This window comes from Acidovorax sp. Q11, from assembly GCF_054950075.1.
Genome location: NZ_JBUDZG010000016.1, coordinates 1 through 23,059, shown reverse-complemented (window position 1 = coordinate 23,059; position 23,059 = coordinate 1). Strand labels below are relative to the sequence as shown.

General features: G+C 67.6%; 24 protein-coding genes. 17 read left to right on the top strand and 7 right to left on the bottom strand.

From position 1 onward, the window contains the following. Positions 1-26: 26 nt before the first annotated feature. A complete protein-coding gene (locus ACYZGB_RS13880) occupies positions 27-674 on the bottom strand; it encodes a YitT family protein (RefSeq protein WP_462389019.1) in 648 nt (215 codons plus the stop codon). Between the two features lie 330 nt (positions 675-1,004). Between ACYZGB_RS13880 and ACYZGB_RS13875 the strand changes: the two genes are divergently transcribed. Further along, positions 1,005-2,666: a SulP family inorganic anion transporter gene (locus tag ACYZGB_RS13875; RefSeq protein ID WP_462389017.1), complete on the top strand. Its 1,662-nt coding sequence runs from the start codon at positions 1,005-1,007 to the stop codon at positions 2,664-2,666. A 36-nt stretch (positions 2,667-2,702) separates the two neighbouring features. On the opposite strand, the gene ACYZGB_RS13870 is transcribed toward ACYZGB_RS13875, so the two are convergent. Next, the gene (locus ACYZGB_RS13870) at positions 2,703-3,215 is read right to left on the bottom strand and encodes an outer membrane protein assembly factor BamE (RefSeq protein ID WP_462389016.1); all 513 of its coding nucleotides are present in this window, start codon (positions 3,213-3,215) and stop codon (positions 2,703-2,705) included. A 77-nt stretch (positions 3,216-3,292) separates the two neighbouring features. Between ACYZGB_RS13870 and ACYZGB_RS13865 the strand changes: the two genes are divergently transcribed. The 9 genes from ACYZGB_RS13865 to bioF all read left to right on the top strand — a co-directional run bounded on the left by ACYZGB_RS13865 (position 3,293) and on the right by bioF (position 10,825). After that, on the top strand, positions 3,293-3,499 hold the full coding sequence (locus tag ACYZGB_RS13865; RefSeq protein ID WP_121421045.1) for a DUF3460 family protein: 207 nt from the start codon (positions 3,293-3,295) through the stop codon (positions 3,497-3,499). 64 nt (positions 3,500-3,563) lie between these two features. Next, positions 3,564-4,427, top strand: a complete 864-nt coding sequence (locus ACYZGB_RS13860; RefSeq protein WP_462389014.1) for a segregation and condensation protein A — start codon at positions 3,564-3,566, stop codon at positions 4,425-4,427. A gap of 68 nt (positions 4,428-4,495) precedes the next feature. Continuing rightward, complete coding sequence (gene nadB / locus ACYZGB_RS13855; RefSeq protein ID WP_462389013.1) at positions 4,496-6,085, top strand: L-aspartate oxidase; 1,590 nt, start codon at positions 4,496-4,498, stop codon at positions 6,083-6,085. Continuing rightward, a complete protein-coding gene (queE, locus tag ACYZGB_RS13850; protein ID WP_462389012.1) occupies positions 6,082-6,717 on the top strand; it encodes a 7-carboxy-7-deazaguanine synthase in 636 nt (211 codons plus the stop codon). Before nadB ends, queE begins: the two co-directional genes overlap by 4 nt. 23 nt (positions 6,718-6,740) lie before the next feature. Beyond that, positions 6,741-7,115, top strand: coding sequence for a 6-carboxytetrahydropterin synthase (locus ACYZGB_RS13845; RefSeq protein ID WP_462389011.1), 375 nt, complete (start codon positions 6,741-6,743; stop codon positions 7,113-7,115). 62 nt (positions 7,116-7,177) lie between these two features. Further along, positions 7,178-7,558: an aspartate 1-decarboxylase gene (gene panD, locus ACYZGB_RS13840; protein ID WP_462389010.1), complete on the top strand. Its 381-nt coding sequence runs from the start codon at positions 7,178-7,180 to the stop codon at positions 7,556-7,558. Positions 7,559-7,560: 2 nt separating this feature from the next. After that, a complete protein-coding gene (gene bioA / locus ACYZGB_RS13835; protein WP_462389009.1) occupies positions 7,561-8,889 on the top strand; it encodes an adenosylmethionine--8-amino-7-oxononanoate transaminase in 1,329 nt (442 codons plus the stop codon). Continuing rightward, a complete protein-coding gene (gene bioD, locus ACYZGB_RS13830) occupies positions 8,886-9,557 on the top strand; it encodes a dethiobiotin synthase (protein ID WP_462389008.1) in 672 nt (223 codons plus the stop codon). Before bioA ends, bioD begins: the two co-directional genes overlap by 4 nt. Then, a complete protein-coding gene (gene bioF / locus ACYZGB_RS13825) occupies positions 9,554-10,825 on the top strand; it encodes an 8-amino-7-oxononanoate synthase (protein ID WP_462389006.1) in 1,272 nt (423 codons plus the stop codon). The genes bioD and bioF overlap by 4 nt, the downstream gene beginning before the upstream one ends. A gap of 56 nt (positions 10,826-10,881) precedes the next feature. On the opposite strand, the gene ACYZGB_RS13820 is transcribed toward bioF, so the two are convergent. Further along, a complete protein-coding gene (locus tag ACYZGB_RS13820) occupies positions 10,882-11,640 on the bottom strand; it encodes a carbonic anhydrase (RefSeq protein WP_462389005.1) in 759 nt (252 codons plus the stop codon). Positions 11,641-11,914: 274 nt separating this feature from the next. On the opposite strand from ACYZGB_RS13820, the gene ACYZGB_RS13815 reads away from it, so the two are divergent. The 5 genes from ACYZGB_RS13815 (at position 11,915) to ACYZGB_RS13795 (ending at position 16,150) form a co-directional block, all read left to right on the top strand. After that, positions 11,915-12,520 carry a response regulator transcription factor gene (locus tag ACYZGB_RS13815; protein WP_462389004.1) on the top strand — a complete coding sequence of 202 codons (606 nt, stop codon included), beginning with the start codon at positions 11,915-11,917 and terminating at the stop codon, positions 12,518-12,520. Next, positions 12,517-14,307: an ATP-binding response regulator gene (locus ACYZGB_RS13810; protein ID WP_462389002.1), complete on the top strand. Its 1,791-nt coding sequence runs from the start codon at positions 12,517-12,519 to the stop codon at positions 14,305-14,307. Before ACYZGB_RS13815 ends, ACYZGB_RS13810 begins: the two co-directional genes overlap by 4 nt. Before the next feature lie 153 nt (positions 14,308-14,460). Beyond that, complete coding sequence (locus ACYZGB_RS13805) at positions 14,461-14,853, top strand: MAPEG family protein (protein WP_081474639.1); 393 nt, start codon at positions 14,461-14,463, stop codon at positions 14,851-14,853. After that, entirely contained in the window at positions 14,841-15,731 is an 891-nt protein-coding gene (locus ACYZGB_RS13800) for an alpha/beta fold hydrolase (RefSeq protein WP_462389001.1), read from the top strand. The genes ACYZGB_RS13805 and ACYZGB_RS13800 overlap by 13 nt, the downstream gene beginning before the upstream one ends. A gap of 59 nt (positions 15,732-15,790) precedes the next feature. Next, positions 15,791-16,150 carry a 5-carboxymethyl-2-hydroxymuconate Delta-isomerase gene (locus ACYZGB_RS13795; RefSeq protein WP_063458819.1) on the top strand — a complete coding sequence of 120 codons (360 nt, stop codon included), beginning with the start codon at positions 15,791-15,793 and terminating at the stop codon, positions 16,148-16,150. 61 nt (positions 16,151-16,211) lie between these two features. On the opposite strand, the gene ACYZGB_RS13790 is transcribed toward ACYZGB_RS13795, so the two are convergent. From ACYZGB_RS13790 to nadC, 3 genes are all read right to left on the bottom strand, one after another. Beyond that, positions 16,212-18,008 carry a chorismate-binding protein gene (locus ACYZGB_RS13790; protein WP_462388999.1) on the bottom strand — a complete coding sequence of 599 codons (1,797 nt, stop codon included), beginning with the start codon at positions 18,006-18,008 and terminating at the stop codon, positions 16,212-16,214. A gap of 77 nt (positions 18,009-18,085) precedes the next feature. After that, complete coding sequence (nadA, locus tag ACYZGB_RS13785; RefSeq protein ID WP_462388998.1) at positions 18,086-19,216, bottom strand: quinolinate synthase NadA; 1,131 nt, start codon at positions 19,214-19,216, stop codon at positions 18,086-18,088. Beyond that, positions 19,213-20,064 (bottom strand): carboxylating nicotinate-nucleotide diphosphorylase, encoded by an 852-nt coding sequence (gene nadC / locus ACYZGB_RS13780; RefSeq protein WP_462388997.1) that lies wholly within the window; start codon positions 20,062-20,064, stop codon positions 19,213-19,215. Before nadC ends, nadA begins: the two co-directional genes overlap by 4 nt. 166 nt (positions 20,065-20,230) lie before the next feature. Here nadC and panB point away from each other — a divergent pair, with 166 nt between their 5' ends. Together panB and panC are read left to right on the top strand one after the other, a co-directional pair. After that, positions 20,231-21,112, top strand: coding sequence for a 3-methyl-2-oxobutanoate hydroxymethyltransferase (gene panB, locus ACYZGB_RS13775; protein WP_462388996.1), 882 nt, complete (start codon positions 20,231-20,233; stop codon positions 21,110-21,112). A gap of 36 nt (positions 21,113-21,148) precedes the next feature. Further along, a complete protein-coding gene (gene panC, locus ACYZGB_RS13770; protein WP_462388995.1) occupies positions 21,149-21,994 on the top strand; it encodes a pantoate--beta-alanine ligase in 846 nt (281 codons plus the stop codon). A 73-nt stretch (positions 21,995-22,067) separates the two neighbouring features. Here panC and ACYZGB_RS13765 read toward each other — a convergent pair whose 3' ends face one another. After that, complete coding sequence (locus ACYZGB_RS13765) at positions 22,068-22,790, bottom strand: alpha/beta fold hydrolase (RefSeq protein WP_462388993.1); 723 nt, start codon at positions 22,788-22,790, stop codon at positions 22,068-22,070. Positions 22,791-23,059: the final 269 nt, after the last annotated feature.

Sequence of the window (23,059 nt, the reverse complement as noted above, 5' to 3'; positions counted from 1 at the left end):
TCTGTGATAGCGCGGCCTCGGGGGTGTCAGTGCCCCACGTACCGCCCCGGCCGGTGGCTGATCCACAGGAACCCGCTCATCACCAGCACGGCCAGCACCGAATACGCCACGCGGTCCACCGGCACCACCCACAGCGCCAGCAGCACCACCGTGCCGTCAATCATCATCTGCACCTTGCCCGCGCGCATGCCGTAGCGGCCTTGCAAGTACAGCGACACCACGGTGGCGCCGCCCAGGCTGGAGCGGTGGCGCGCCAGAAACAGGCAGCCTGTGCCCAGCAGCAGCCCGCCCAGCAACGCGGCGAACAACGGGTTCAGGTAGTCCACACGCATTACGTGCGGGAACAGCTCGGTCAGCAACGAGAGCAGGCCCACACAGACGAAGGTCTTGATGGTGAACTCGTGGCCCATGCGTGTCCAGGCAAACCAGTAGAACGGCAGGTTGACCACAAAGAACAGCTTGCCAAACGAGATGCCGGTGACGTAGTGCAGCAAAAACGCCGCGCCCGCTGTGCCACCCACCAGCAGGCCCGCCTGGTTAAACAGCATCAGCGCCATGGCCACGAACAAGGTGCCTGCAAACAGGGCCTGGGCGTCTTCAAAGGCGCCGTGGCGCAGGGTGGCCGCCTGGGCGGCGGCGTCCACGGCAGAGCGGGGGGTGGGTGTGTCGGGCATGGGTAATTCAACCATCGGCGGCTGGCACAGAGGGTCTGTGCGCTGAAAAAAGTGCATGGCAGCGGGTAGACCGGGGTCAGCAAGCAACATGCCAAGCCCCACCGTGGCTGCACCGGCGTGGAGGCCCATGCCTCAGTCGGAGCTCAAAAATTTCCAAGCTTTTTGAGGCCCCTGCGCCTGATGGCATTGTCTTTATAGCTATCAAATGTATAGCATCTCTCAATTTCAGCGGGCCCGCGAGGCGACGGCGCGGCATGCAACCTGCTTGGCGCCTGGGGATTGGCTCCCTACACTGAAACCCACCACCCCGCCCCGAAAGCACCCGCCACCATGTCGCTGAGCTTCGCCTTCCACCCCCGCCTCATCGACGCACTGCGCGGCTACGACAAAAGCCGCTGGCTGGCCGATGTGGGCGCAGGTGTCACGGTGGGCATCGTGGCGCTGCCGCTGGCCATGGCGTTTGCGATAGCCAGCGGGCTCAAGCCCGAGGCCGGGCTGTGGACGGCGATCATCGCGGGTTTTCTGATCTCGGCACTGGGCGGCACCAACGTGCAGATTGGCGGGCCAGCGGGCGCGTTCATCGTGATCGTCTACGGCATCGTCGAGCGCTACGGTGTGGCCAACCTGCTGATCTCCACCGCCTGCGCGGGCGTGCTGCTGGTGCTGCTGGGCCTGTTCCGGCTGGGCACGCTGGTGCGGTTTGTGCCGGTGAGCATCGTGATCGGGTTCACCAACGGCATTGCGGTGCTGATCGCGCTGTCGCAGGTGAAGGACTGGCTGGGGCTGTCGATCGACCGCATGCCGGGCAATTTTTTCTCGCAGGTGGGCACGCTGGCACAGCACCTGGACAGCTTCAACCCCTATGCCTTCGGGCTGGGTGCGGCCTGCGTGGCGGGCTTGTTCCTGTGGCCCAAGCTCACGATGAAGGAATCGCCCGTGATGCGGGTGCTGGAACAGCACACGGTGCGCACGTTTGCGCGTGTGCCCGCCCCCGTGGTGGCCCTGGTCACGCTGAGCCTGCTGGCCTGGGCGATGGAGCTGCCGGTGGAGACCATCGGTTCGCGCTTTGGCGGCATTCCGCAAGCGCTGCCGGTGTTTGCGCTGCCCGATTTTTCGTGGGAGACGGTGCGCCTGCTGGTCACGCCCACGCTCACCATTGCGCTGCTGGGCGCCATCGAATCGCTGCTGTGCGCCCGCGTGGCCGACCAGCTGGCCACCGATGTGCACCACAAGAAACACGACCCCAACCAGGAGCTGGTGGCCCAGGGTCTGGCCAACATGGTGGTGCCGTTTTTTGGCGGCATGCCGGCCACGGGCACCATTGCGCGCACGGTGACCAACATCCGCTCGGGCGCCACCTCCCCCATCGCGGGCATGGTGCATGCGCTCACGCTGGCCGTGATCGTGCTGGTGGCCGCGCCGCTGGCGCTGCACATCCCGCTGGCGGTGCTGGCGGGCATCCTGCTGTTTGTGGCCTGGAACATGGGCGAGTGGCACGAATTTGTGCGCCTCAAACATTTCAGCAACCACTACCGGCTGCTGATGCTGGGCACGTTTTTCCTCACGGTGGTGTTCGACCTCACGGTGGCGGTGGAGGTGGGCCTGTTCCTGGCCTGCGCGCTGTTTGTGCGGCGCATGAGCGCGCTGTTCCGCGTGGAGCGGCAGCCCGACCCGGACACCGCCGCACCCCCCCGGCACCCGGCCGCCACCTGGCGCCTGCACGGCGCGCTGTTCTTTGGTGCCGCCGCCAAGCTGGACGCCATCATCCAGGCTGTGGAGGCGGGCCCACCCGGCCTGGACGTGGTGCTGGACGCGAGCGAACTGGTGGCGCTGGACACCACCGGGCTCGATGCGCTGGCCCAGCTGCTCAAGGCCGTGGCGGCACGCGGCGGGCGCTTGCGCATCGAGCACCTGCACGAGCAGCCACGTTCACTCATTGAGCGATCAGGCTTTGGCGCGCGGCTGGCGGCGCAGGACGATCTGGCCGTTTAAGCTGCGCTGATGGGGAAGGTCGCAGGCTGAAAGGCCCTACTTGCCGCCCTTGAACTCCGGCGCATCCATGTCCGCCCCGGTCTGCGTGCGCAGCACCACATGGTCGGGCCCGTGGACCACCGTGAACACCTTGGCCTGGTTGGACGCCTCCAGGTAGCGCCAGTCCACCCAGGTCTCCTTCTTCAGCTCGTAGGGCGTGGACTTGGCGGGTTTGCCCAGCAGGCGGCGCACCTCGTCCATGCGCTGGCCGGGCGACACGCGCGCAAAGGTTTCGGGCGTGAGCACCTGGCGCAGTGCGGTCATGCGGCCATCGGGGCCGATGGTGATCATGTAGTTGACCTGGCCCGCAGGCTGGCGGTTGTACTCGAAGGTGCGCGCGCCGCCGGGTTCTTCCCACACGTTTTCGGGGGCACCAAAGCGGTCGCGCACGTCGGCTTCGGTCGATACGCCCTCCTTCAGTTCGCTGATGCGCTGGGGGTCGCAGGCGGTTAGAGCGATCAGGGAAAAAGCGGCAGCTGCCAGGGCAGCGGCGCGATATATCAAGCGCATAAATTCGTCCCGGTAAAATCTTGGACCTTTGGTGCGTCACTGTGCCTGACGCGTTCCAAGAAAGAGATTCACAGTCCATGTCCATTTTCCGCCGCCCCGACTACCAGTCCGACGCCACCCAGTTCATCAACCAGCTCAAATCCAGCCGCCCCGAGCTGGACCAGCAGCAGCAAGCCGGCCGTGCCCTGCTGTGGGACAAGCAGGTGGACCGCAAGATCTGGGGCGAATACCGCGAAGGCCAGGTGGCCCAGAAGCCCTACGTCTACCAGACGAACGCTGATTGAGCACCAAATTGGCCTTCTGCGCCTGTCCATCAAGCGCCGATAGCTCACATTTTAATAGCACTCAATGACCACCGCGAACGCAGCCGACACGGCCGATTCGCCGGACATGCCCGCCCTGGATGCGGCAGGCATGCCCGACGTGGTGGACCAGGTGGCGCTGGCGCGCCTGTACGGCGAGCCGCTGTTTGCGCTGCCCAACGACCTGTACATCCCGCCCGACGCGCTCGAAGTCTTCCTCGAAGCCTTTGAAGGCCCGCTCGATCTGCTGCTGTACCTGATCCGCAAGCAGAACTTCAACATCCTCGACATCCCCATGGTGGGGGTGACCAAGCAGTACCTGGCGTATGTGGACGAGATCCGCAGCCGCAACCTGGAGCTGGCGGCAGAGTATTTGCTGATGGCGGCGATGCTCATCGAGATCAAGTCGCGCATGCTGTTGCCGCCCAAGAAGCAGGCAGAAGGCGAAGAACCCGAAGACCCACGCGCCGAGCTGGTGCGCCGCCTGCTCGAATACGAGCAGATGAAGATGGCCGCAGCCCGCCTGGGGCAGCTGCCGCAGTACGGCCGCGACTTCCTCAAAGCCCAGGTCTACATCGAACAAAGCCTGCAGCCGCGTTTTCCCGACGTGCATGTGGTGGAACTGCAGGAGGCCTGGCGCGACATCCTCAAGCGCGCCAAGCTCGTGCAGCACCACCGGATCACGCGCGAAGAACTGAGCGTGCGCGAATACATGAGCATGGTGCTCAAGACGCTGCAAGGCCGCCGCTTTGTGGAGTTTGAAGAACTCTTCGAGCCCGAAAAAGGCAGCACCGTGCTGGTGGTGACCTTCATCGCCCTGCTGGAGCTGGCCAAAGAGACGTTGATCGAGATCACACAGGCCGAGGCCTTCGCACCCATCTACGTGCGCCTCGCCTACACGCCGGCCTAGGCTGGCCCCACCGTTCACCGCCCTGGCCGGTGGCCGTGGGCGCTACTCCCAATCCTCACCCGCAAGCCATGGCATCCCACGACTTCGACGTTCTCATCGTAGGCAGCGGCCTCGCCGGCCTCTCGGCCGCTTTGCACCTGGCGCCCACGCACCGCGTGGCCGTGATCACCAAGCGCACGCTGCAGGATGGCTCCAGCGGCTGGGCCCAGGGCGGTATTGCCGCTGTGCTGGCCGACGACGACAGCTTTGCCGCCCACATTGAAGACACGCTGGTGGCGGGAGCCGGCCTGTGCGACCTGGCCACCACGCGCTTTGTGGTGGAGAACGCGCCCGCATCGATTGCCTGGCTGCGCGAGCTGGGCGTGCCCTTCACGCTCGAAGGCGACCAGCTGCACCTGACGCGCGAAGGCGGCCACAGCGCGCGCCGCATTGCCCACGTGACCGACGCCACCGGCGCGGCCGTGCAGCGCACGCTCATCGACGTGGTGCGCGCCACGCCCGGCATCACGCTGTTCGAGCAGCACACGCTGGTGGACCTGATCACCACGCGCAAGCTGGGCTTGCCGGGTAACCGCTGCCTGGGCCTGTACGCGCTCGACAGTGACACCGACGAGGTCGTGACCTTCCGCGCGCCGCAAACCATCCTGGCCACGGGCGGCGCAGGCAAGGTGTACCTGTACACCACCAACCCCGATACCGCCACGGGCGACGGCATTGCCGCCGCCTGGCGCGCGGGCTGCCGCGTGGCGAACATGGAGTTCATCCAGTTCCACCCCACAGGCCTGTACCACCCGCACGAAAAGTCCTTCCTCATCAGCGAGGCCGTGCGCGGTGAGGGCGGCAGGCTCCTGTTGCCGCCATCGGCGGGCGGCACGCGCTTCATGCTCGACCACGACCCACGCGCCGAACTGGCCCCGCGCGACGTGGTGGCCCGCGCCATCGACTTCGAGATGAAGAAACACGGGCTGGACTGCGTGCACCTCGACATCTCGCACCAGAGTCCCGCGTTTTTGCAGGAACACTTTCCGAACATCCTCGCGCACTGCGCGTCGCTGGGCATCGACATCACGAAGGAACCCATCCCCGTGGTGCCCACCGCCCACTTCACCTGCGGCGGCGTGCTGACCGACCTGGCGGGCCGCACCGACCTGCCGGGCCTGTTTGCCGTGGGCGAAGTGGCCTGCACCGGCCTGCACGGCGCCAACCGGCTGGCCAGCAACTCGCTGCTCGAATGCATGGTGTTCGCCCGCGCCGCCGCGCAGGCCATTGCCGCAGCACCCACCGCCACGCTGCCCGCTGTGCCCGCGTGGGACGACAGCCGCGTGCAGGACGCCGACGAGTCCGTCGTCATCTCCCACAACTGGGACGAGCTGCGCCGCTTCATGTGGGACTACGTGGGCATCGTGCGCACCAACAAGCGGCTGGAGCGCGCCGCCCACCGTATTGCGATGCTGCAGGGCGAGATCCAGGAGTTCTATGCGCACTTCCACGTCACGCGCGACCTGCTGGAGCTGCGCAACCTGGTGCAGGTGGCCGACCTCATCGTGAAAAGCGCACAGCTGCGCCGCGAGAGCCGGGGCCTGCATTACAGCCGCGACTACCCCGAGGTGGCTGCTCCCGCCGCCCCCACCATCCTTGTTCCGCCGGTACCCCGATGACCTACAGCGTCAAAGAAATCTTCTACACCCTGCAAGGCGAGGGCGGCCAGGCGGGCACGCCTGCCGTGTTCTGCCGCTTTGCGGGCTGCAACCTCTGGACGGGCCGCGAGCAGGACCGCGCGCAGGCCATCTGCCAGTTCTGCGACGCCGACTTTGTGGGCACCGACGGCACGCTGGGCGGCAAGTTCGAGACGGCCACCGCACTGGCGGAATTGATCGCCGCCCAATGGCCTGCAGGCGCGGGCCATCGCCTGGTGGTGCTGACCGGCGGCGAGCCCCTCCTGCAGGTCGATACGGTGCTCATCGACGCACTGCACGCGCAGCAATTCCGCATCGCTGTGGAAAGCAATGGCACCGTGGCCGCGCCCGAGGGCATCGACTGGTTGTGCATCAGCCCCAAGGCGGGTGCCCCGTGGGTGCAGCGCAGCGGGCAGGAACTGAAGCTCGTGTGGCCCCAGCCCGGCTTTGACCTGCAGGCGCTGGAGCAAGGCACACAGTTCACCCACCGCTTTCTGCAACCCATGGATGGCCCGTTGCAGCGACAGAACACTGCCGCTTGCATTGACGCCTGCCTGGCCCACCCCGCATGGCGCCTGAGCCTGCAAACCCACAAGCTCACCGGCATCCGGTGAGCGGTTTTCTTTTTGGTTCCCGTATGTTGTTCACCATTTCCCAGCGGTTCTTCTTCGACGCCGCCCACACCCTGCGCCGCGAAATCGAGGCCGAAGGCAGCCGCCGCGTGCACGGCCACACCTACCACGCCGAAGTCTTTTTGAGCGGCCCACGCGACCCCGCAACCGGCATGGTGCTGGACCTGGGCCTGCTGCGCCGGGGCCTGGAGGTGGTGCGCGAGCAACTGGACCACCACATGCTGGACGACGTGCCCGGCCTGGGCACGCCGACGCTGGAGAACCTGTGCGTTTTCATCGCCCAGGCGCTGCCTGCCAACCTGCGCCCCAGCGTGAGCCGCGTGCGCGTGTGGCGCGAGGCGTTGGGCGACAGCTGCGTGCTGGACTTTCCGCAGCCCTGATCGACCACGGCCCTGCCACCGGCAGATCCTCCCCCATTCACAGACTTCACTGAAGGAAGCCGATGTTCCGCACCCTGCTCAAATCCAAGATCCACCGCGTGGCCGTGACCCAGTGCGAGCTCCACTACGAAGGCTCGTGCGCCATCGACGAAGACCTGCTCGACGCCGCCAACATCGCCGAGAACGAGCAGATCCATATCTGGAACATCAACAACGGCGAGCGTTTTGTCACCTACGCCATCAAGGGCCAGCGCGGCAGCGGCATGATCTCGGTGAACGGCTCGGCCGCACGCCGCGCATCCGCAGGCGACCTCATCATCATTGCGGCCTTTGCGCAGGTGCATGAAGACCAGGTCGGCACGCACCGGCCGCAGCTGGTGTTTGTGGACGAGCACAACCGCCAGACGGAACTGCGGCACGCCGTTCCCACGCAGGCCCTGTAACGGTGACACCGAACCACGACGGGCTGGTAGCCCGCAGCCACGCCAGCGTGTGGCACCCCTGCACACAGATGAAACGGCACGAGGCCCAACCGCCCGTGGCCATTGCGCGAGCCCAAGGCCCGTGGCTCTACGACACCAACGGCAGCCGCTACCTCGATGGCATCAGCTCCTGGTGGGTCAACCTGTTTGGGCACAGCCACCCGCACATCCAGGCGTCGCTCGTGGACCAGCTGGGCAAGCTCGACCACGTGATGCTGGCGGGCTTCACGCACGCGCCGGTGGTGGAACTGTCGGAGCGCCTTGCTGCGCTCACCGGCCTGGGCCACGCGTTCTATGGCAGCGATGGCGCGGTGGCCACCGAGATCGCGCTGAAGATGAGCGCGCACTACTGGCGCAACACAGGGCGCCCCGCCAAAAGCCGCTTTGTGGGCCTGGCAGGCGGCTACCACGGCGAGACCGTGGGTGCGCTGGCCGTGACCGACATTGCGATCTTCCGCGAGGCCTATGCCCCGCTGGTGCGTTTGGCCGATACCGTGCCCAGCCCCGATGCACGCGGAGCTGCCCCAGGTGAGACGGCGCAGGACGTGGCCCGGCGCGCCGCCGCCGCGCTGGAAGCCTGGCTGCAGGAGCACCACACCACCACCGCCGCCTTCATCGTCGAACCGCTGGTGCAATGCGCTGCGGGCATGGCGATGCACGACCCCGAGTACCTGCGCCTGGCGCACGCACTGTGCAACCGCTACGAGGTGCACCTGGTGTTGGATGAGATCGCCGTAGGCTTTGGTCGCACGGGCACGATGTTCGCGCACCAGCAGGCGGGCATCCAGCCCGACTTCATTTGCCTTTCCAAGGGCCTCACCGGCGGCACACTGCCGCTGTCGGCCGTGCTGACCACGGATGTGGTGTACGCCGCGTTCTACGACGACGACGTAGCACGCGGCTTTCTGCATTCGCACTCGTACACCGGCAACCCCCTGGCCTGCCGCGCGGCGCTGGCCACGCTGGAGTTGTTTGAACAGCTGGATGCGCTGAATTCCAACAAGGCGCTGGCGCAGCACATCGATGCGGCGTGCGCACCCTTGGCACAGCACCCACGTGTGCGCCATGCGCGCCGCCTCGGAATGATCTGGGCCTGGGATGTGGACACCACGCTGCCCGACTTTTCCCGGCGCTACCACCAGCACGCAATGGCGCGCGGACTGGTGCTGCGCCCCATTGGAAAAACGCTGTACGCCATGCCGCCCTATGTACTCGACGACGAGGCCGTCCAGTGCCTCGCCAGCGGCGCGCTTGATGCGCTGAACGCCACCCTGCAGGAGGAGACCCCATGATTGGTTGTTTTGTCACCGGCACCGACACAGGCGTCGGAAAGACACTGGTATCTGCCGGGCTGCTGCATGCGCTGGCACGCCACCACCGCCGCGTGGTGGGCATGAAGCCCGTGGCAGCCGGCCTGGTGCCCTGGGGCGAGGACTGGGCCAGCGAAGACGCTATCGCGCTGCGCTCGGCCTCTACGCTGGCCGTGCCACCCGCGCTGGACAACCCCGTGCTGCTGCCCGACCCGCTCTCGCCCCACATCGCAGCCGCGCGCGCGGGTGTCGAGATCGACATCGCCGCCATCGTTTCCAGCTACCAGGCGCTCGCTGCCCAGGCCGACGCCGTGGTGGTGGAAGGTGCAGGCGGCTTCCATGTGCCGCTCACCGACACGCTCACGGGCGCCGACCTCGCCCAGGCACTGGCGCTGCCCGTGGTGCTGGTGGTGGGCCTGCGCCTCGGTTGCCTGAACCATGCGCTGCTGACGGCCGAGGCCATCCGCGCACGTGGCCTCGCGCTGGTCGGCTGGGTCGCCAACCGCATCGACCCGGAGATGGGTGCCGCCGACGAAAACATCGCCTACCTGTGCGCACGTCTCAACGCGCCGCTGCTGGCCGAGGTGCCCTACCAGGACCTGCCCGAGCCCGGCAGCCTGGTTTTTGATTTGCCGAAGGACTGGCAATGACAAGCTCCAAGGCACCCCAGCCCTCCTGGCTGGACGAAATCCCCGCGCGCCTGGCCGACATCGAACGCGCCCACCTGCTGCGCCGCCGCCGCGTGGTGGAGCCCGCAGGCGGCGCCCGCCTGCGGGTGGACGGCAAACCCATGCTCGCGTTCTGCAGCAACGACTACCTGGGCCTGGCCAGCCACCCCGCGCTGGCCGAGGCGGCGCGCGAGGCCACCCACCACTTTGGTGTGGGCTCGGGCGGCTCGCCCCTGGTCAGCGGCCACAGCGCCGCCAACGATGCGCTGGAGCGCGACCTGGCCGCCTTTGTGCAGTTGCCCCGTGCGCTGTACTTTTATGCGGGCTATGCCACCAACACCGGCATCATCCCGGCGCTGGTGGGCGATGGTGATGCACTGTTTTCCGATGCGCTCAACCACGCCTGCCTGATTGACGGTGCCCGCCTGTCGCGCGCCACCATCCACCGCTACCCCCATGCCGACCTGGCCGCGCTGGAGGCACAGCTCGCCGCCAGCCCCGCACGGCGCAAGCTGGTGGTCAGCGACGCGGTGTTCAGCATGGACGGCGATCTGATCGACATCCCTGCCCTGCTCGCGCTGTGCGAACGCTACGATGCACTGCTGCTGCTCGACGACGCCCATGGCTTTGGCGTGCTCGGCCCCCAGGGACGCGGCAGCCTCGCGCAGGCGGGCCTGACGGGCGCCACGGCATCGCGCCGGGTGCTCTACATGGCCACGCTGGGCAAGGCAGCGGGCGTGGCAGGCGCCTTTGTGGCGGGAGATGCTGCACTCATTGAATGGCTGCTGCAAAAGACCCGCACCTACATCTTTGCCACCGCCGCCCCACCCCTGCTGGCGAGCGCATTGCGTAAAAGCCTGGAGCTGATCACGGCTGCGGACGACCTGCGGGAAGGGCTGCGCCAGCGCATCGCCCAGTTGCGCGAAGGCCTGGCCACGCTGCCCCCGGAGCTGGGCTGGCACCTGGTGCCGTCCCACACGGCGGTGCAGGCGCTCATCATCGGCAGCAACGAAGCGGCCCTGGCCGTGATGGAAAGCCTGCGCCAGAGGGGCCTGTGGGTGCCCGCCATCCGCCCGCCCACGGTGCCCGCAGGTACGGCCCGGCTGCGCATTGCGCTGTCGGCCGCGCACACGGCGGCCGATGTGGATGAGTTGCTGGCAGCGCTGGCGGCCCATGCCGCCGACTGCGTGGCAGCTCTTCAACAAAAAGCTGCAGGCACCAGCGTGGCGCCTGCAGCAGTTATCGCCTGAACACAGCCTGATGGCTCAGCCGACCCCATAGAAACCGCAGGGTCGGCGGGGCAGCATCAGGTGCTTTCCTTCACCACACGCCCATTGAGCGGCTGCAGAGGCCGCGCGTTCGCGTTGTAGAGCTGGCGGAACGCCTTGATCTGCTGCGGGCCCAACTTCACAGGCTCCTTGAGAACCATCCACTGCACGCCCTCGGAACAAGGCGGTGTGGTCAGCGACCCGGCAAAGCTGTAGTAGCCCTTCTTGGCAGGCAAGAGGGTGCTGGCATCCAGGCTCAGGCCATCCACCATCACCTGTTCGCCCACGCGCGGCAGGTGCGCGAAGATGGGTGCCCAGGCCGCGTTGGTCTTGCCGGGCTGGATCAGCACGGCCACCACACCGAGCCCGCCGTCCGGGCCCTTGTGCACAAAGTGCGCCACCATGGCCGCGTGTTTTCCGCCAATGGCCTCTTCGCTGGGGGTGTGGAAGTGGAACTGCAGCAGCTCCATCGCCTTGCCGTCCACCACCAGCTTGCTGCCCGCAGGCATGTTCACCTGCACCGTGTGCCCGTTGTTGACCAGCGTGGGGGCCCCGGCGGTGTACTGGAAGTCCAGCGCAGGCAGCGCCTCTTTCACGGTGTTGCGGATGTCGATGGGGCTTTGCGCCGCACCGCGTGCGCAGGCCTCAAAGCCAGCCTCCAGCGCCCCCCAGTGGGCGGCGCCGTGTTTGCCCTTGTACGCCCAGTGCGGGCGAGCCCCTTCTGCGCTGGCCCAGTCGGCAGCGCACAGCGCCAGAGCGGCCACGGTAGTGTGTCGAATCAATGTTTGGTATTTCATGGTTTTATTGAAGACAGGTGACGAAATGCTGCAGCCTGCCCGCATATCCACCTCCCCTCCTGCACAGCAGCCCTTCGGATGTCACCCTGGAAGGCTTCTGGCAGTACGGCGGACACACAAAACCGGCACACAACGCGGGCCCCACAACGCGCGGGGCCGCTCGGATTCTGAGCAAGTGGCTTGCGATACGGCAACAGGCATGCACAAGGCCCTGATGCCGTGTCAAACAAGCCACGGGGGTCGGAGCCCCCCGGCGTACACCACAATCCCCTGCATGAAACTCCTGCTGGTGGATGACCACCCCCTGTTCTGTGTAGGCTTCGCGCACGCACTCGCCCAGGCGCTGCCGACTGCGCAGGTATTGACCGCGCCCACGCTGGACGCGGGGCTCCAGGCGGCAGCGGGCGAGCAGGACCTGGACCTGGTGCTGCTGGACCAGCGCCTGGGCGCCCACACGGGCCTGGAAGGCCTGCGGCTTTTTGCCGCGCAGTTCCCGCTCGTCGCCCGCGTACTGATATCGGGCGACGAAGACCCCGCGCTGGCTGCAGCGGCGCGTAGCGCCGGGGCAAGCGGCTTTCTTGGGAAATCACAGCCCGTGCCTGCACTGGCGGCCGCGCTGCAGCGCATTGCCGAAGGGGGCGTGGTGTTTGATATTCCGGCACCTCCGCAGGCCAGCGCCGCCCCCACCCCCACAGCTCGGCAGCGCGAGGTGTTGCAGCTGGTGGCCCTGGGGCACCCCAACAAGCGCATCGCGCAGGAGCTGGGTATCGCCGACCGCACAGTCAAGCTCCACGTCACCGCGTTGCTGGACACCCTGCAGGCACGCAACCGCACCCACTTGCTGGTGGTGGCCCGCGCACAGGGGCTGCTGCAGCGATGACACGGACCGAACCCGCTGCAGCGGCCATGGACGCGGAGGCCCTGGACACGCTGTACCGAGGCGCGCCGATGGCCGCCCTGGTGGGGGTGGTGGAGGCTTTTTTCCTCAGCGTGCTGTTCTGGCGCGATGTGCCTGCAACTTCTATCGCCTGGTGGCTGGTCGCGTTTGCGGCCGTGCGCAGTCTGCGCATCGGCCTGGGCCTGGCGTACCGCCGTGCGGGGGCGCTGCAGCCAGGCCGCAACGCCTTCTGGGCCCGCTGGGTGGTGGCCAGCGCACTGGCCCAGGCGCTGGCCTGGGGGGCCAGCAGCTGGGTGCTGATGGCCCCCCACAACGTGGTGGCCGAGATGGCCTTGCACATTGGCCTGGCCGCCGTGGTGCTGGGCAGCGTCACGCACCTGGCCCACCACCTGCCAGCCCTGGCAGCCTATGCCGCCGGTGTGTTCGGCCCGCTGGCTCTGCGCGATGTGCTGGTGGGCCAGCCTCTGCACTATGCGCTGGCGCTGGCCTCGGTGCTGATGGCTTTGTACGTGTGGCGCAGCGGCCGGGCGCAGGCGCTTACGCTTGTGCAAGCCCGCGCACAACGCCAGGAGAAGCTGGCCCTGATCGATGCCTTGCAGCGCGAAAACGCAGCCACCCGGCAGGCACGCGCCGACGCCGAGGCCGCACATGCCTCCAAGGCTCGCTTTCTGGCCACCGTCAGCCATGACCTGCGCCAACCCCTCAATGCCCTGGGGCTGCTCTCACACACGCTGCGCCACGCTCCCACAGCCGCTACACCCGGCAGGGTGCAGGAGTTGTCTGGCGCCATCGCCGAATGTGTGGGCAGCATGGGGGCGCTGGTGGAGGGCCTGCTGGAACTGTCGCGGCTGGATGCGCGCAGCCTCACACCCCGGCCCACGGCCTTTGCGCTGCAGGGCCTGTTCGATGAAATGACCGGCAACTTTGCTGCCGTGGCGCAAGAACGGGGGCTGGACTTGCAGGTTGCCACCACCCCGGCCACCGTGTGGGGCGACCGCGCCTTGCTGGCACGTGTGTTGTCCAACCTGGTGTCCAACGCCATCCGCTACACGCCCGCAGGGTTCGTGCGCGTTGCAGCTGCGCAGGAGGACGGAGCCCTCACCCTAGCCGTGCACGACTCCGGCGTGGGCATGGAGGCTGCCGAGTTGCCGCGCATCTTTGACGAGTACTACCAGATCGACAACCCGCAGCGCAACCGCAGCCAGGGGCTGGGCCTGGGGCTGGCCACCGCCAAACGGCTGAGCGACCTGCTGGGGCTCGACCTCGCGGTGCAATCCACCCTCGGTCATGGCAGCTGCTTCAGCCTGCGCCTTCCATTGGCGAAGCCCGCCCCTGCCGCCCCACTGCAGGCACAGCCCGCCGAGGCCACCACGCCCGCGCCCCTCGCAGGGCGGCGGATTCTGGTGCTGGAAGACGATGCGGATTCACGCAAGGCGCTCTGCGGGCTGCTGGCGTCCTGGGGCTGCGCCGTGGTCGAGGCCGGCGATCTGGCGGCCGCACTGGCGCTGATGCCCCGTGCGGACACCGCCGCAGACCCCATCGACGCCCTGGTGGTGGATCTGCGCCTGCCCGGCGCAGACGACGGGGTAACAGCGATCGCACGCCTGCGGCAGGCCCTGGGCAGCCCCGCACCGGCCCTGCTGGTCACGGCCGATGCCCACCAGGCCGACGTGCAGCAGCGGGCCACGGCGGCCGGCCTGCCCCTGCTGCCCAAGCCCATTGCGCCGATGAAGCTCCGGGCCTTTCTGCAAAGCCACACGCCGGGCTGACCAATCCACCACGGGTGGCGTGCTCCCTCCACGCGCGCCCACCCGTGCAAGCCACTGTGGTGGGTGCACACACCTGCCCTTTGGTGCTATTGGCGATCGCGCCGGGGCTTTCTAAGCTGGTGGCTTCTTAACCGACATCCACCCCATTCATCCATGTCCACCCTTAGCTTGGCAGCCACCACCTTGGTCACGCTGGCGCTGCTGTTGACGGCCCTGTCCCTTCACGTGTCGCGCCTGCGCCTGCGCTACCGGCAGACCTGGGGAGATGGAGGCCACAAGGATCTGGCTGCGGCCATCCGCACGCATGGCAACACGCTGGAACAGTCGATGCTGTTTGGCCTGCTCCTGCTGGCCCACGCGCAGCTCCACAGTGCAACGCCCGGGGCACTGGCGGTGGCCTGTGCGGGGTTTGTGCTGGCGCGGCTGCTCTATTGCATGGGCGCCTTGACCCGGCGGCTGGCGTGGCGGCAGGCCGCACACGCCTTCACGCTGCTCACCCAACTCACGGCCACGGCGCTGCTGGCACACACCGCATGGACCGCCTGACGCCCGCGCTGCGGCACTGGCAGGCCCAGGGCGGCATGGTCGCGCTGGGCGGCCATCGCCTGTTCGTGGCACAAGCGGGCCAACACGGCAGCGTGTTGCTGCTCATCCATGGCTACCCCACCAGCTCGTACGACTGGCATCCGCTGTGGGCGCCCCTGGCCACACGCCACCGCCTCATCGCGCCGGACCTGCTGGGCATGGGCTTTTCCGACAAGCCCGCGGACCACACCTACGGCATCGAAAACCATGCGGACCTGCTGGAGGCGCTGCTGGACCGGCTGGGTGTGCAACAGGTGCACATCGTCGCCCACGACCTGGGGGTGAGCGTGGCCCAGGAGATGCTGGCGCGGCGGCAGACCCACCCATTGGCGCCACGCATCCAGTCGCTCACCCTGCTCAACGGCGGCGTCTGCCCCGAGGCGTACCAGCCACGCATGCTGCAGCACCTGCTGTCGTCACCCTTGGGCCGCTGGGTCGCACCGCGCATTCCCCAAAAAGCGTTCGAGCGCACCATCACGCGCCTCTTTGGCCCACAGACCCTTCCTTCCCCTGCGCTGCTGCAAGACTTCTGGGCGCTGGTCAACCACCACAACGGCCGCGCCATCAGCCACAAGACCGGGCGCTTCTACATCGACCGCATGGCCCTGCGGGACCGCCTGGTAGGGCCGCTGCTGCAGCACGTTGTGCCGGTGCGGCTGATCAACGGCGCGGCAGACCCGAACTCGGGCGCCCACATGGCGGCGCGCTACCGTGCGCTGGTGCCCGACGCCGACGTGGTGTCGCTGCCCGGCATCGGCCACTGGCCACAGATCGAGGCGCCTGACCAGGTGCTGCAGGCATTGGAAGAGTTTCTGCAAAAACACGACCAGGCCGGGTGACCCCAAAGGCGTGGGGCCTGGGCCCTTAAACTAGCGCACTGCCCAAGACCGGAACCACCATGCCCCACCTCACCATCGAATACTCCGCCAACCTGCCCCACTACCCTGAGGCCGAGACCCTGACCGCCCTCAACGCCACGCTGTGCGCCCACCCCCAAGTACAGGACGAAGCCGACCTGAAGACGCGCTTCATCGTGGCCGACAGCTTCGAGATTGGCACCGCCCCGGCGAACCGCGCTTTTGTGCATGCGCAGCTGCGCCTGCTTGCGGGCCGCACGCCCGAAGCCAAGACGGAGCTGGCGGGCCGCATTGCCGCCGTGCTGCGCGAACGCACGCCCCGGCCGCAGGGCGTGATGGTGCAGCTGAGCGTGGAGATCGTGGACATGGATCGGCCGAGCTATGTGAAGGAACGGCTCTGAAAATTGGACAGCTGCCAGCGCTTGTTCCACGGGCGCTGGGAGCCGATTGGATTCAGATTTTCTATCTGTCCAGCTCGGCGGCCAGCCAGCCGCGCAGGCTGTTGATGAAGGCCCAGCCCTGCACCCGGGGCACATCGGCCACGCGCAGTACCGCCTCCACCACCCGGCCCTCGCGCAGCGCCACGGCGCGGCCCACGCCGGGCAGCAGGCCGCAGGACAGCGGCGGCGTCACCCACCGCCCGTCGATGAGGGCGGCGATGTTGCCGAAGGTGCCCTCGGTGATCTCGCCCGCCGCATTCCACAGCAGAGTGTCGAACACACCGGGCGTGGTGGGCGCAAACGCCGCGTAGTGCGCACGGCGCGTGGTTTTGTAGCGCACAAATTCGCTGTGGGCTTCGGCAAAAGCGCTTTTTGCCAGTTGCAAGCGCACGGGCTCCTGCGTGGGCAGCAGGGCAAAGGCCTCGGCCCGGGGCGTGCCCGTAGCGCCCAGCAGCAGACGCACGCGCCAAGCGCCGTCGGCATGGTCTGCCGCCAGCGCCTGCAGGCATTGCAACACGGCCGCCGCATCCCAGGGCACACCGAAATGTGCAGCAGCTGATTGCAGGCGCGCCAGGTGCTCGCCCTGGTGCCGGAAAACGCCCGCCTGCAACGCCAGGGTTTCGAGCAGGTCAAAGGGCTGGCTCGCGCGCTCCACAAACGCGCGCTTGTGCTGCCACTCGCTCCACTCGGCATCGGCCAGCGCCCCCGAAGTGATGCCGCTGCCAATGCCACAGGTGGCGCGAACGGTATCGCCTTCAGGACGCAGCACCACGGTGCGGATGGGCACATTGAAGGTCGCGGCCACCGCATGTTGGCCCTGCGCATCGAGCGGACCGGCCGGGCGCACCACACCCACGGCGCCGCAGTACACGCCGCGCGGCGCGCCTTCCAGCGCGTGGATCATCTGCATGGCGCGCACCTTGGGTGCCCCGGTGACGGAGCCGCAGGGGAACAGCGCGGCAAACACGTCTGTCAGCGTGGTGCCGGGCCGCGTGCGCGCGGTCACGTCCGAGGTCATCTGCCACACGGTGGGCAGGGCCTGGGTGGCAAAAAGCACGGGCACGCGCACGCTGTGGGGCAGCGCAATGCGCGACACGTCGTTGCGCAGCAGGTCCACGATCATCACGTTCTCGGCACGCTCCTTGGGCGCCGTGCGCAGGTGCGCCGCCTGCTGCGCGTCCTGTTCGGGCGTGGCGCCGCGCGGGGCCGTGCCTTTCATGGGGCGGGCCAGGATATGGCCGCCGCCTGGCGCATCCCGCCAGTCGAAGAACAACTCGGGCGACACCGACAGCACCTGCTCGCCCCCGGTGTCGATGTGCGCCGCATACCCGCCGGGCTGGGCGCGCAACAGTGCGGCAAACAGGGCCGGGGCCGAGCCTTGCAGCGAGCCGTTAAGGGGGGCCGTGTGGTTGACCTGGTACAGCTCGCCCGCCGCAATCGCCTGCTGGATCTGCGCCAGCGCGGCGTCGAAGGTGGCGCGGTCGGGGCTGTCGGTCCACGTCACCTGCGCCGGGGGCCCGTCTGCCCCGCCATCCGCCCCTTCGGGCCAAGGCAAGGGCGCGTCATGCACCGCAAACCAGGCCAGCGGGCCGTCGGCCGCGTGGGTCAGCAGCGCGGCATCAAAGGCGGCAGCCGCCTCGTAGCGCACGAAGCCCACACACCAGCGGCCTTGTTGTGCCGCCACAAACACGGCATCCAGCACGCCACGCACCTCGTGCAGCGCATGGGCGGCCAGCACCTCGCGCGGCGTGCCAAAGGCGTGGCGCAGGCGCGGGGCGCCGGGGTCCAGCGGCTGGGTGAAGTCAATGCGGGAAATCACAAACAAAAAAGGCCCCTGGCGCCTGACCAGTGGACATAGTTAGCTATCAATTAAAGAGCAAATGCACTCTTGTACCTTCAGGCTGCCCCCAGGTGTGGCACCAGCGCTGCGGTGGGCTGCCCGTTCCTGAGCGCTGCCGTGAACGCCAGCATGCGGTCAATCGGCTGGCGCGCGCGCGGGATCAGCGCCGGGTCCACCTGGATGGCATTGGCACCGGTTTCCAGCACCCGCGCCACATCGGCCAGACCGTTCATCGCCATCCAGGGGCAGTGCGCACAGCTCTTGCAGGTGGCACTGTTGCCAGCGGTGGGCGCTTCGTAAAAGGTCTTGCCGGGGTTGAGCGTGCGCAGCTTGTGCATCATGCCGTTGTCGGTGGCCACGATGAACTCGGTGGCGTCCATCTCGCGCGCGGCCTTGAGGATGGCGCTGGTGGAGCCCACGGCGTCGGCCAGGGCCACGACGTCGGCGGGGCTCTCGGGGTGCACCAGCACCTTGGCGGCGGGGTGGTCCTTCTTGAGCAGTTCCAGCTCGACGGCCTTGAACTCGTCGTGCACGATGCAGGCGCCGTTCCAGAACACCATGTCGGCGCCGGTCTCGCGCTGGATGTAGGCGCCCAGGTGGCGGTCGGGGGCCCACAGGATCTTCTGGCCTGCGGCCTTGAGCGCGCTGACGATGTCGAGCGCACAGCTCGATGTGACCAGCCAGTCCGCGCGCGCCTTCACGGCCGCGCTGGTGTTGGCGTAGACCACCACGGTACGGTCGGGGTGCTGGTCGCAGAACGCGCTGAATTCGTCGATGGGGCAGCCCAGGTCCAGCGAGCAGGTGGCGTCCAGGTCGGGCATGAGCACCGTTTTTTCCGGGCTCAGTATCTTGGCCGTTTCGCCCATGAAGCGCACGCCACTCACCACCAGGGTCTGCGCCGCGTGGTCGCGGCCAAAACGGGCCATCTCCAGCGAGTCGCTCACCAGGCCGCCGGTTTCCTCGGCCAGGTCCTGCAAGTCCGGGTGCACGTAGTAGTGCGAGACCATCACCGCGTTCTTCTCTTTCAGCAAGCGGCGGATCTTGTCCTTGAGCGCGGCACGCTCAGCCTGGGTGAGCTCGGGTGGCACGCGCGCCCAGGCGTGTTTGGTGGAGCAGACGGCGCCTTCCTCGGTATCGAGCGGCTGCTCGTACTCCACGTCGATGCGGTTCAGTACAGCGGTGCTCATGCCAGCTCCTGCAGACGCATCGAAAAGTCCGTGGCCTTCACGTCCTTGGTCAGCGTTCCGATGGAGATGCGGTCCACGCCGGTTTCGGCCAAGGCGCGCAGGCCGTCGAGCGTGACGCCACCCGATATTTCCAGAATCGCCCGGCCTGCATTGATGCGCACGGCCTCGCGCAGCTGGGCCAAGGGCATGTTGTCCAGCAGCACCATCCTGGCGCCCGCATCCAAGGCCTCGGTCAGTTGCTCCAGGGTTTCGACTTCGATCTCGATGAACTTTGCCTGTGACGCCACCTGCTCGGCAGCGTGCAGCACGGCGGTCACGCCTCCCGCAGCGGCAATGTGGTTCTCTTTGATCAGCACCGCATCGTGCAGGCCAATGCGGTGGTTGGTGCCGCCGCCCACGCGCACGGCGTACTTTTGCGCCAGGCGCAGGCCGGGAATAGTCTTGCGCGTATCGACGATGTGGGCGCGGGTGCCAGCCACCACATCCACATAGGTACGGGTTTTGGTGGCCACGGCCGACAGCAGTTGCAGGAAGTTGAGTGCCGTGCGCTCGGCGCTGAGCAGCGCGCGGGCATTGCCTTCAATCTCCAGCACCACCTGGTCGGGGGCGCAGCGCTGACCCTCGGCCACATGCCAGGTGATCTGCACCGTGGGGTCGAGTGCGCGCAGCGCGGCTTCGGCCCAGGGGGCGCCGCAGATCACGGCAGCTTCGCGCGCCAGGATGCGCGCGCGGGCGCGGCGGGTCGGGTCGATCAGGCCGGCGGTGAGGTCGCCGGTGCCCACGTCTTCGGCCAGGGCGCGGGCCACATCGGCCTGGGCCAGGGCCTTCACTTCGTCGTTGTCTCTCATGGTGCTTTTCGCGGGGGGTAACGCTGCTGTCATGGGCCGCGAGCATACCGGGAACGCAAAGGCCACTGCGTCGACACGGGCCGCTGGCCTGGGGGCCGTAAACCAATAAGTACACCCAGTATTGGTCGCATAGACTCGCGGCAATTTTTTGGCCTCACCACGCTACATGACCGCCACCAGCCCTGTTTCTGCCACGCCCTACGGCACGCTGCCGCCCGCATCCCCCCTGCCCCAGCGCCGCCCCGTGAGCCTGCCGCGCCTGGCGCAGATGCGCGCCGCAGGCGAGAAGATCACCATGCTCACCGCCTACGACGCCACCTTTGCGGCCGTGGCCGATGCGGCGGGGGTGGAATGCATTCTGGTGGGTGACTCGCTGGGCATGGTGTGCCAGGGCCTGCCCAGCACGGTGGGAGTGACGCTCGACACCATGGCCTACCACACGGCCAGCGTGGCGCGCGGCCTGCACCGCGTGCAGGGCACGGCCTGGCTGGTGGCCGACCTGCCCTATGGCACCTACGCCGAAAGCCGCGAGCAGGCGCTGCGCAGCGCCTGCGTGCTGATGCAGGCGGGTGCACACATGGTCAAGCTCGAAGGCGGCGGCTGGACGGCGCCCACGGTGGAGTTTTTGGTGCAGCGCGGCGTGCCGGTATGCGCCCACCTGGGCCTGACGCCGCAAACGGTGCACGCGCTAGGTGGCTACCGCGTGCAGGGCAAAACCGACGACGCGGCCCGCACGCTGCGCAAAGAGGCCCATGAGCTGCAGGACGCAGGCGCCGCCATGCTGGTGCTGGAGATGGTGCCCGCAGCGCTGGCTGCCGACATCACGGCCGAGCTGCCGCACTGCCACACCATCGGCATCGGCGCGGGCAACGGCACGGCCGGCCAGGTGCTGGTGTTGCACGACATGCTGGGCATGAACCTCGGGAAGATGCCGAAGTTCGTGCACAACTTCATGCAGGACGCGGGCAGCGTGCGCGGCGCCATGGAGGCGTATGTGCAGGCCGTGAAGCAAGGGCGCTTCCCGGACAACGCTGTACACGCCTGGTGAGCCCTTTTCCTTCCTTTCTCTGACCCGTCCGACCCCATGCTGATTGCCCGCTCCATCGCCGACCTGCGCCAGGCCCTGGCCCCCTACCGCCGCCCCGCCTTTGTGCCCACCATGGGCAACCTGCATGAGGGGCACATCGCCCTGGTGCGCCAGGCCAAGCCCCTGGGCGATGTGACCGTGGCCAGCATCTTCGTGAACCGCCTGCAGTTTCTGCCGCACGAGGACTTTGACAGCTACCCCCGCACCTGGGAGGCCGACTGCGCACAGCTCCAGGCCGCCGGTTGCGACGTGCTGTTTGCCCCGCGCGAGACGGACCTGTACCCCGAGCCCCAGACCTTCAAGGTGCACCCCGACCCGGTGCTCGCCGACATGCTGGAGGGCCATTTCCGCCCCGGCTTTTTTTTGGGCGTGAGCACGGTGGTGATGAAGCTGTTTGCCTGCGTGCTCGGCCAGACCGGCGGCACCGCCGTGTTCGGCAAGAAGGACTACCAGCAGCTCATGGTGATCCGCCACATGGTGCGGCAGTTTGCGCTGCCCATCGAGATCGTGGCGGGCGAGACCTGCAGGGCGGCCGACGGTCTGGCGCTGAGTTCGCGCAACGGCTACCTGGGCCTGGAGGAACGGCAAGAGGCCGTGGCCCTGTCGCAAGCATTGCAGCGGCTGGCGCAGCAGTGGCTGGGCACCGCCCCGAGCGACCGCAACCTGCTGGAGACATTGGCCCTGGACGCCCTGCGCGCACGCGGCTGGGCGCCTGACTACCTCACCGTGCGCCGCCGGGCCGACCTGTTGCCCGCCACGGCCGACGATGCAGCGGGCACGCTGGTGGCACTGGGCGCCGCGCGGCTGGGCAGCACGCGGCTGATTGACAACCTGGAGTTTTGATTAGCTATAAATTTAATAGCTATCAGCGCTTATCCATCGCGCGGTAGCGGCCAAAAAAACCTCAAACCCCGGATCAAATCCACCCGTTGCGGCCCAGCCACTGCACCAGCAAGCCGGTGACGACCTCCGGCTGCTCCATGGTCAGCATGTGGCCGCTGTCGGGCATCAGGTGGTGTTCGGCGCCGGGCACCAGCGCCGCAATCTCTGCCGAGCATTCGGGCGGCGTGAGCTGGTCGGCCGCGCCACACACCACCAGCACGGGGCAGGCCACCTGGGGCAGATGCACCCGCGCATCGGGCCGATGGATCACGGCGCGGTTCTGGCGCACCAGGTGGTCGGCGCCCGCATCCAGCACAAAGTCCAGGTAGGCCTGCACCAGGTCCACCTTGGCAGCGTTCACTGGGTGGAAGGCCAGAGCCACGTTGGGCTCGATGACCTCGCGCATGCGGCCCTGTTCAAACAGCTCGATGGCGCCTTCGCGCAGGGCGCGCATGTCGGGCGTCTCGGGCCGCGCGGTAGTGCCCAGCAGCGCGAGCCCTGCCACACGCTGCGGCGCCTGGCGCGCGGCCTCCATGGCGACCATGCCGCCCATCGACGCACCCGCCAGCACCAGCGGCCCCGCGTGCTGTGCCAGCAGGCGTGCAGCAAAGTCCTCGATGCGGTGCAGGTTCACATCCTGGTGGGCTGTGGCGACCTCTGGGCGCAGCGCGGCGGGCAGCAGCGGCAGCACGCCGCGCCACATGCGTTCATCGGCGGCCAGGCCGGGCAGAAGCAGAAGTTGGGGGGAATGGGACATGGGTCAAAAGGGCGTCACCAAGATGGTGCACAGTCAAAAAACAGGCGGCCCCAGCAGCGGGGCACGGACCGTATATTGTGAACAGCCGATGACCGCTTGTCACCGCCCCTGGAATAGTTGCCCGCGATGGCTCGGGACTTGCTAGTCCACTGAATCATTGAAATTGGCTGCATGCACTCCATATTCGAAGGTATGCACAGGATGAACTTAACGACAGACGAGCGTGACCAATTGGAGGCATTGGTCCGCAAGCGAAGCGCCAGCGCGGC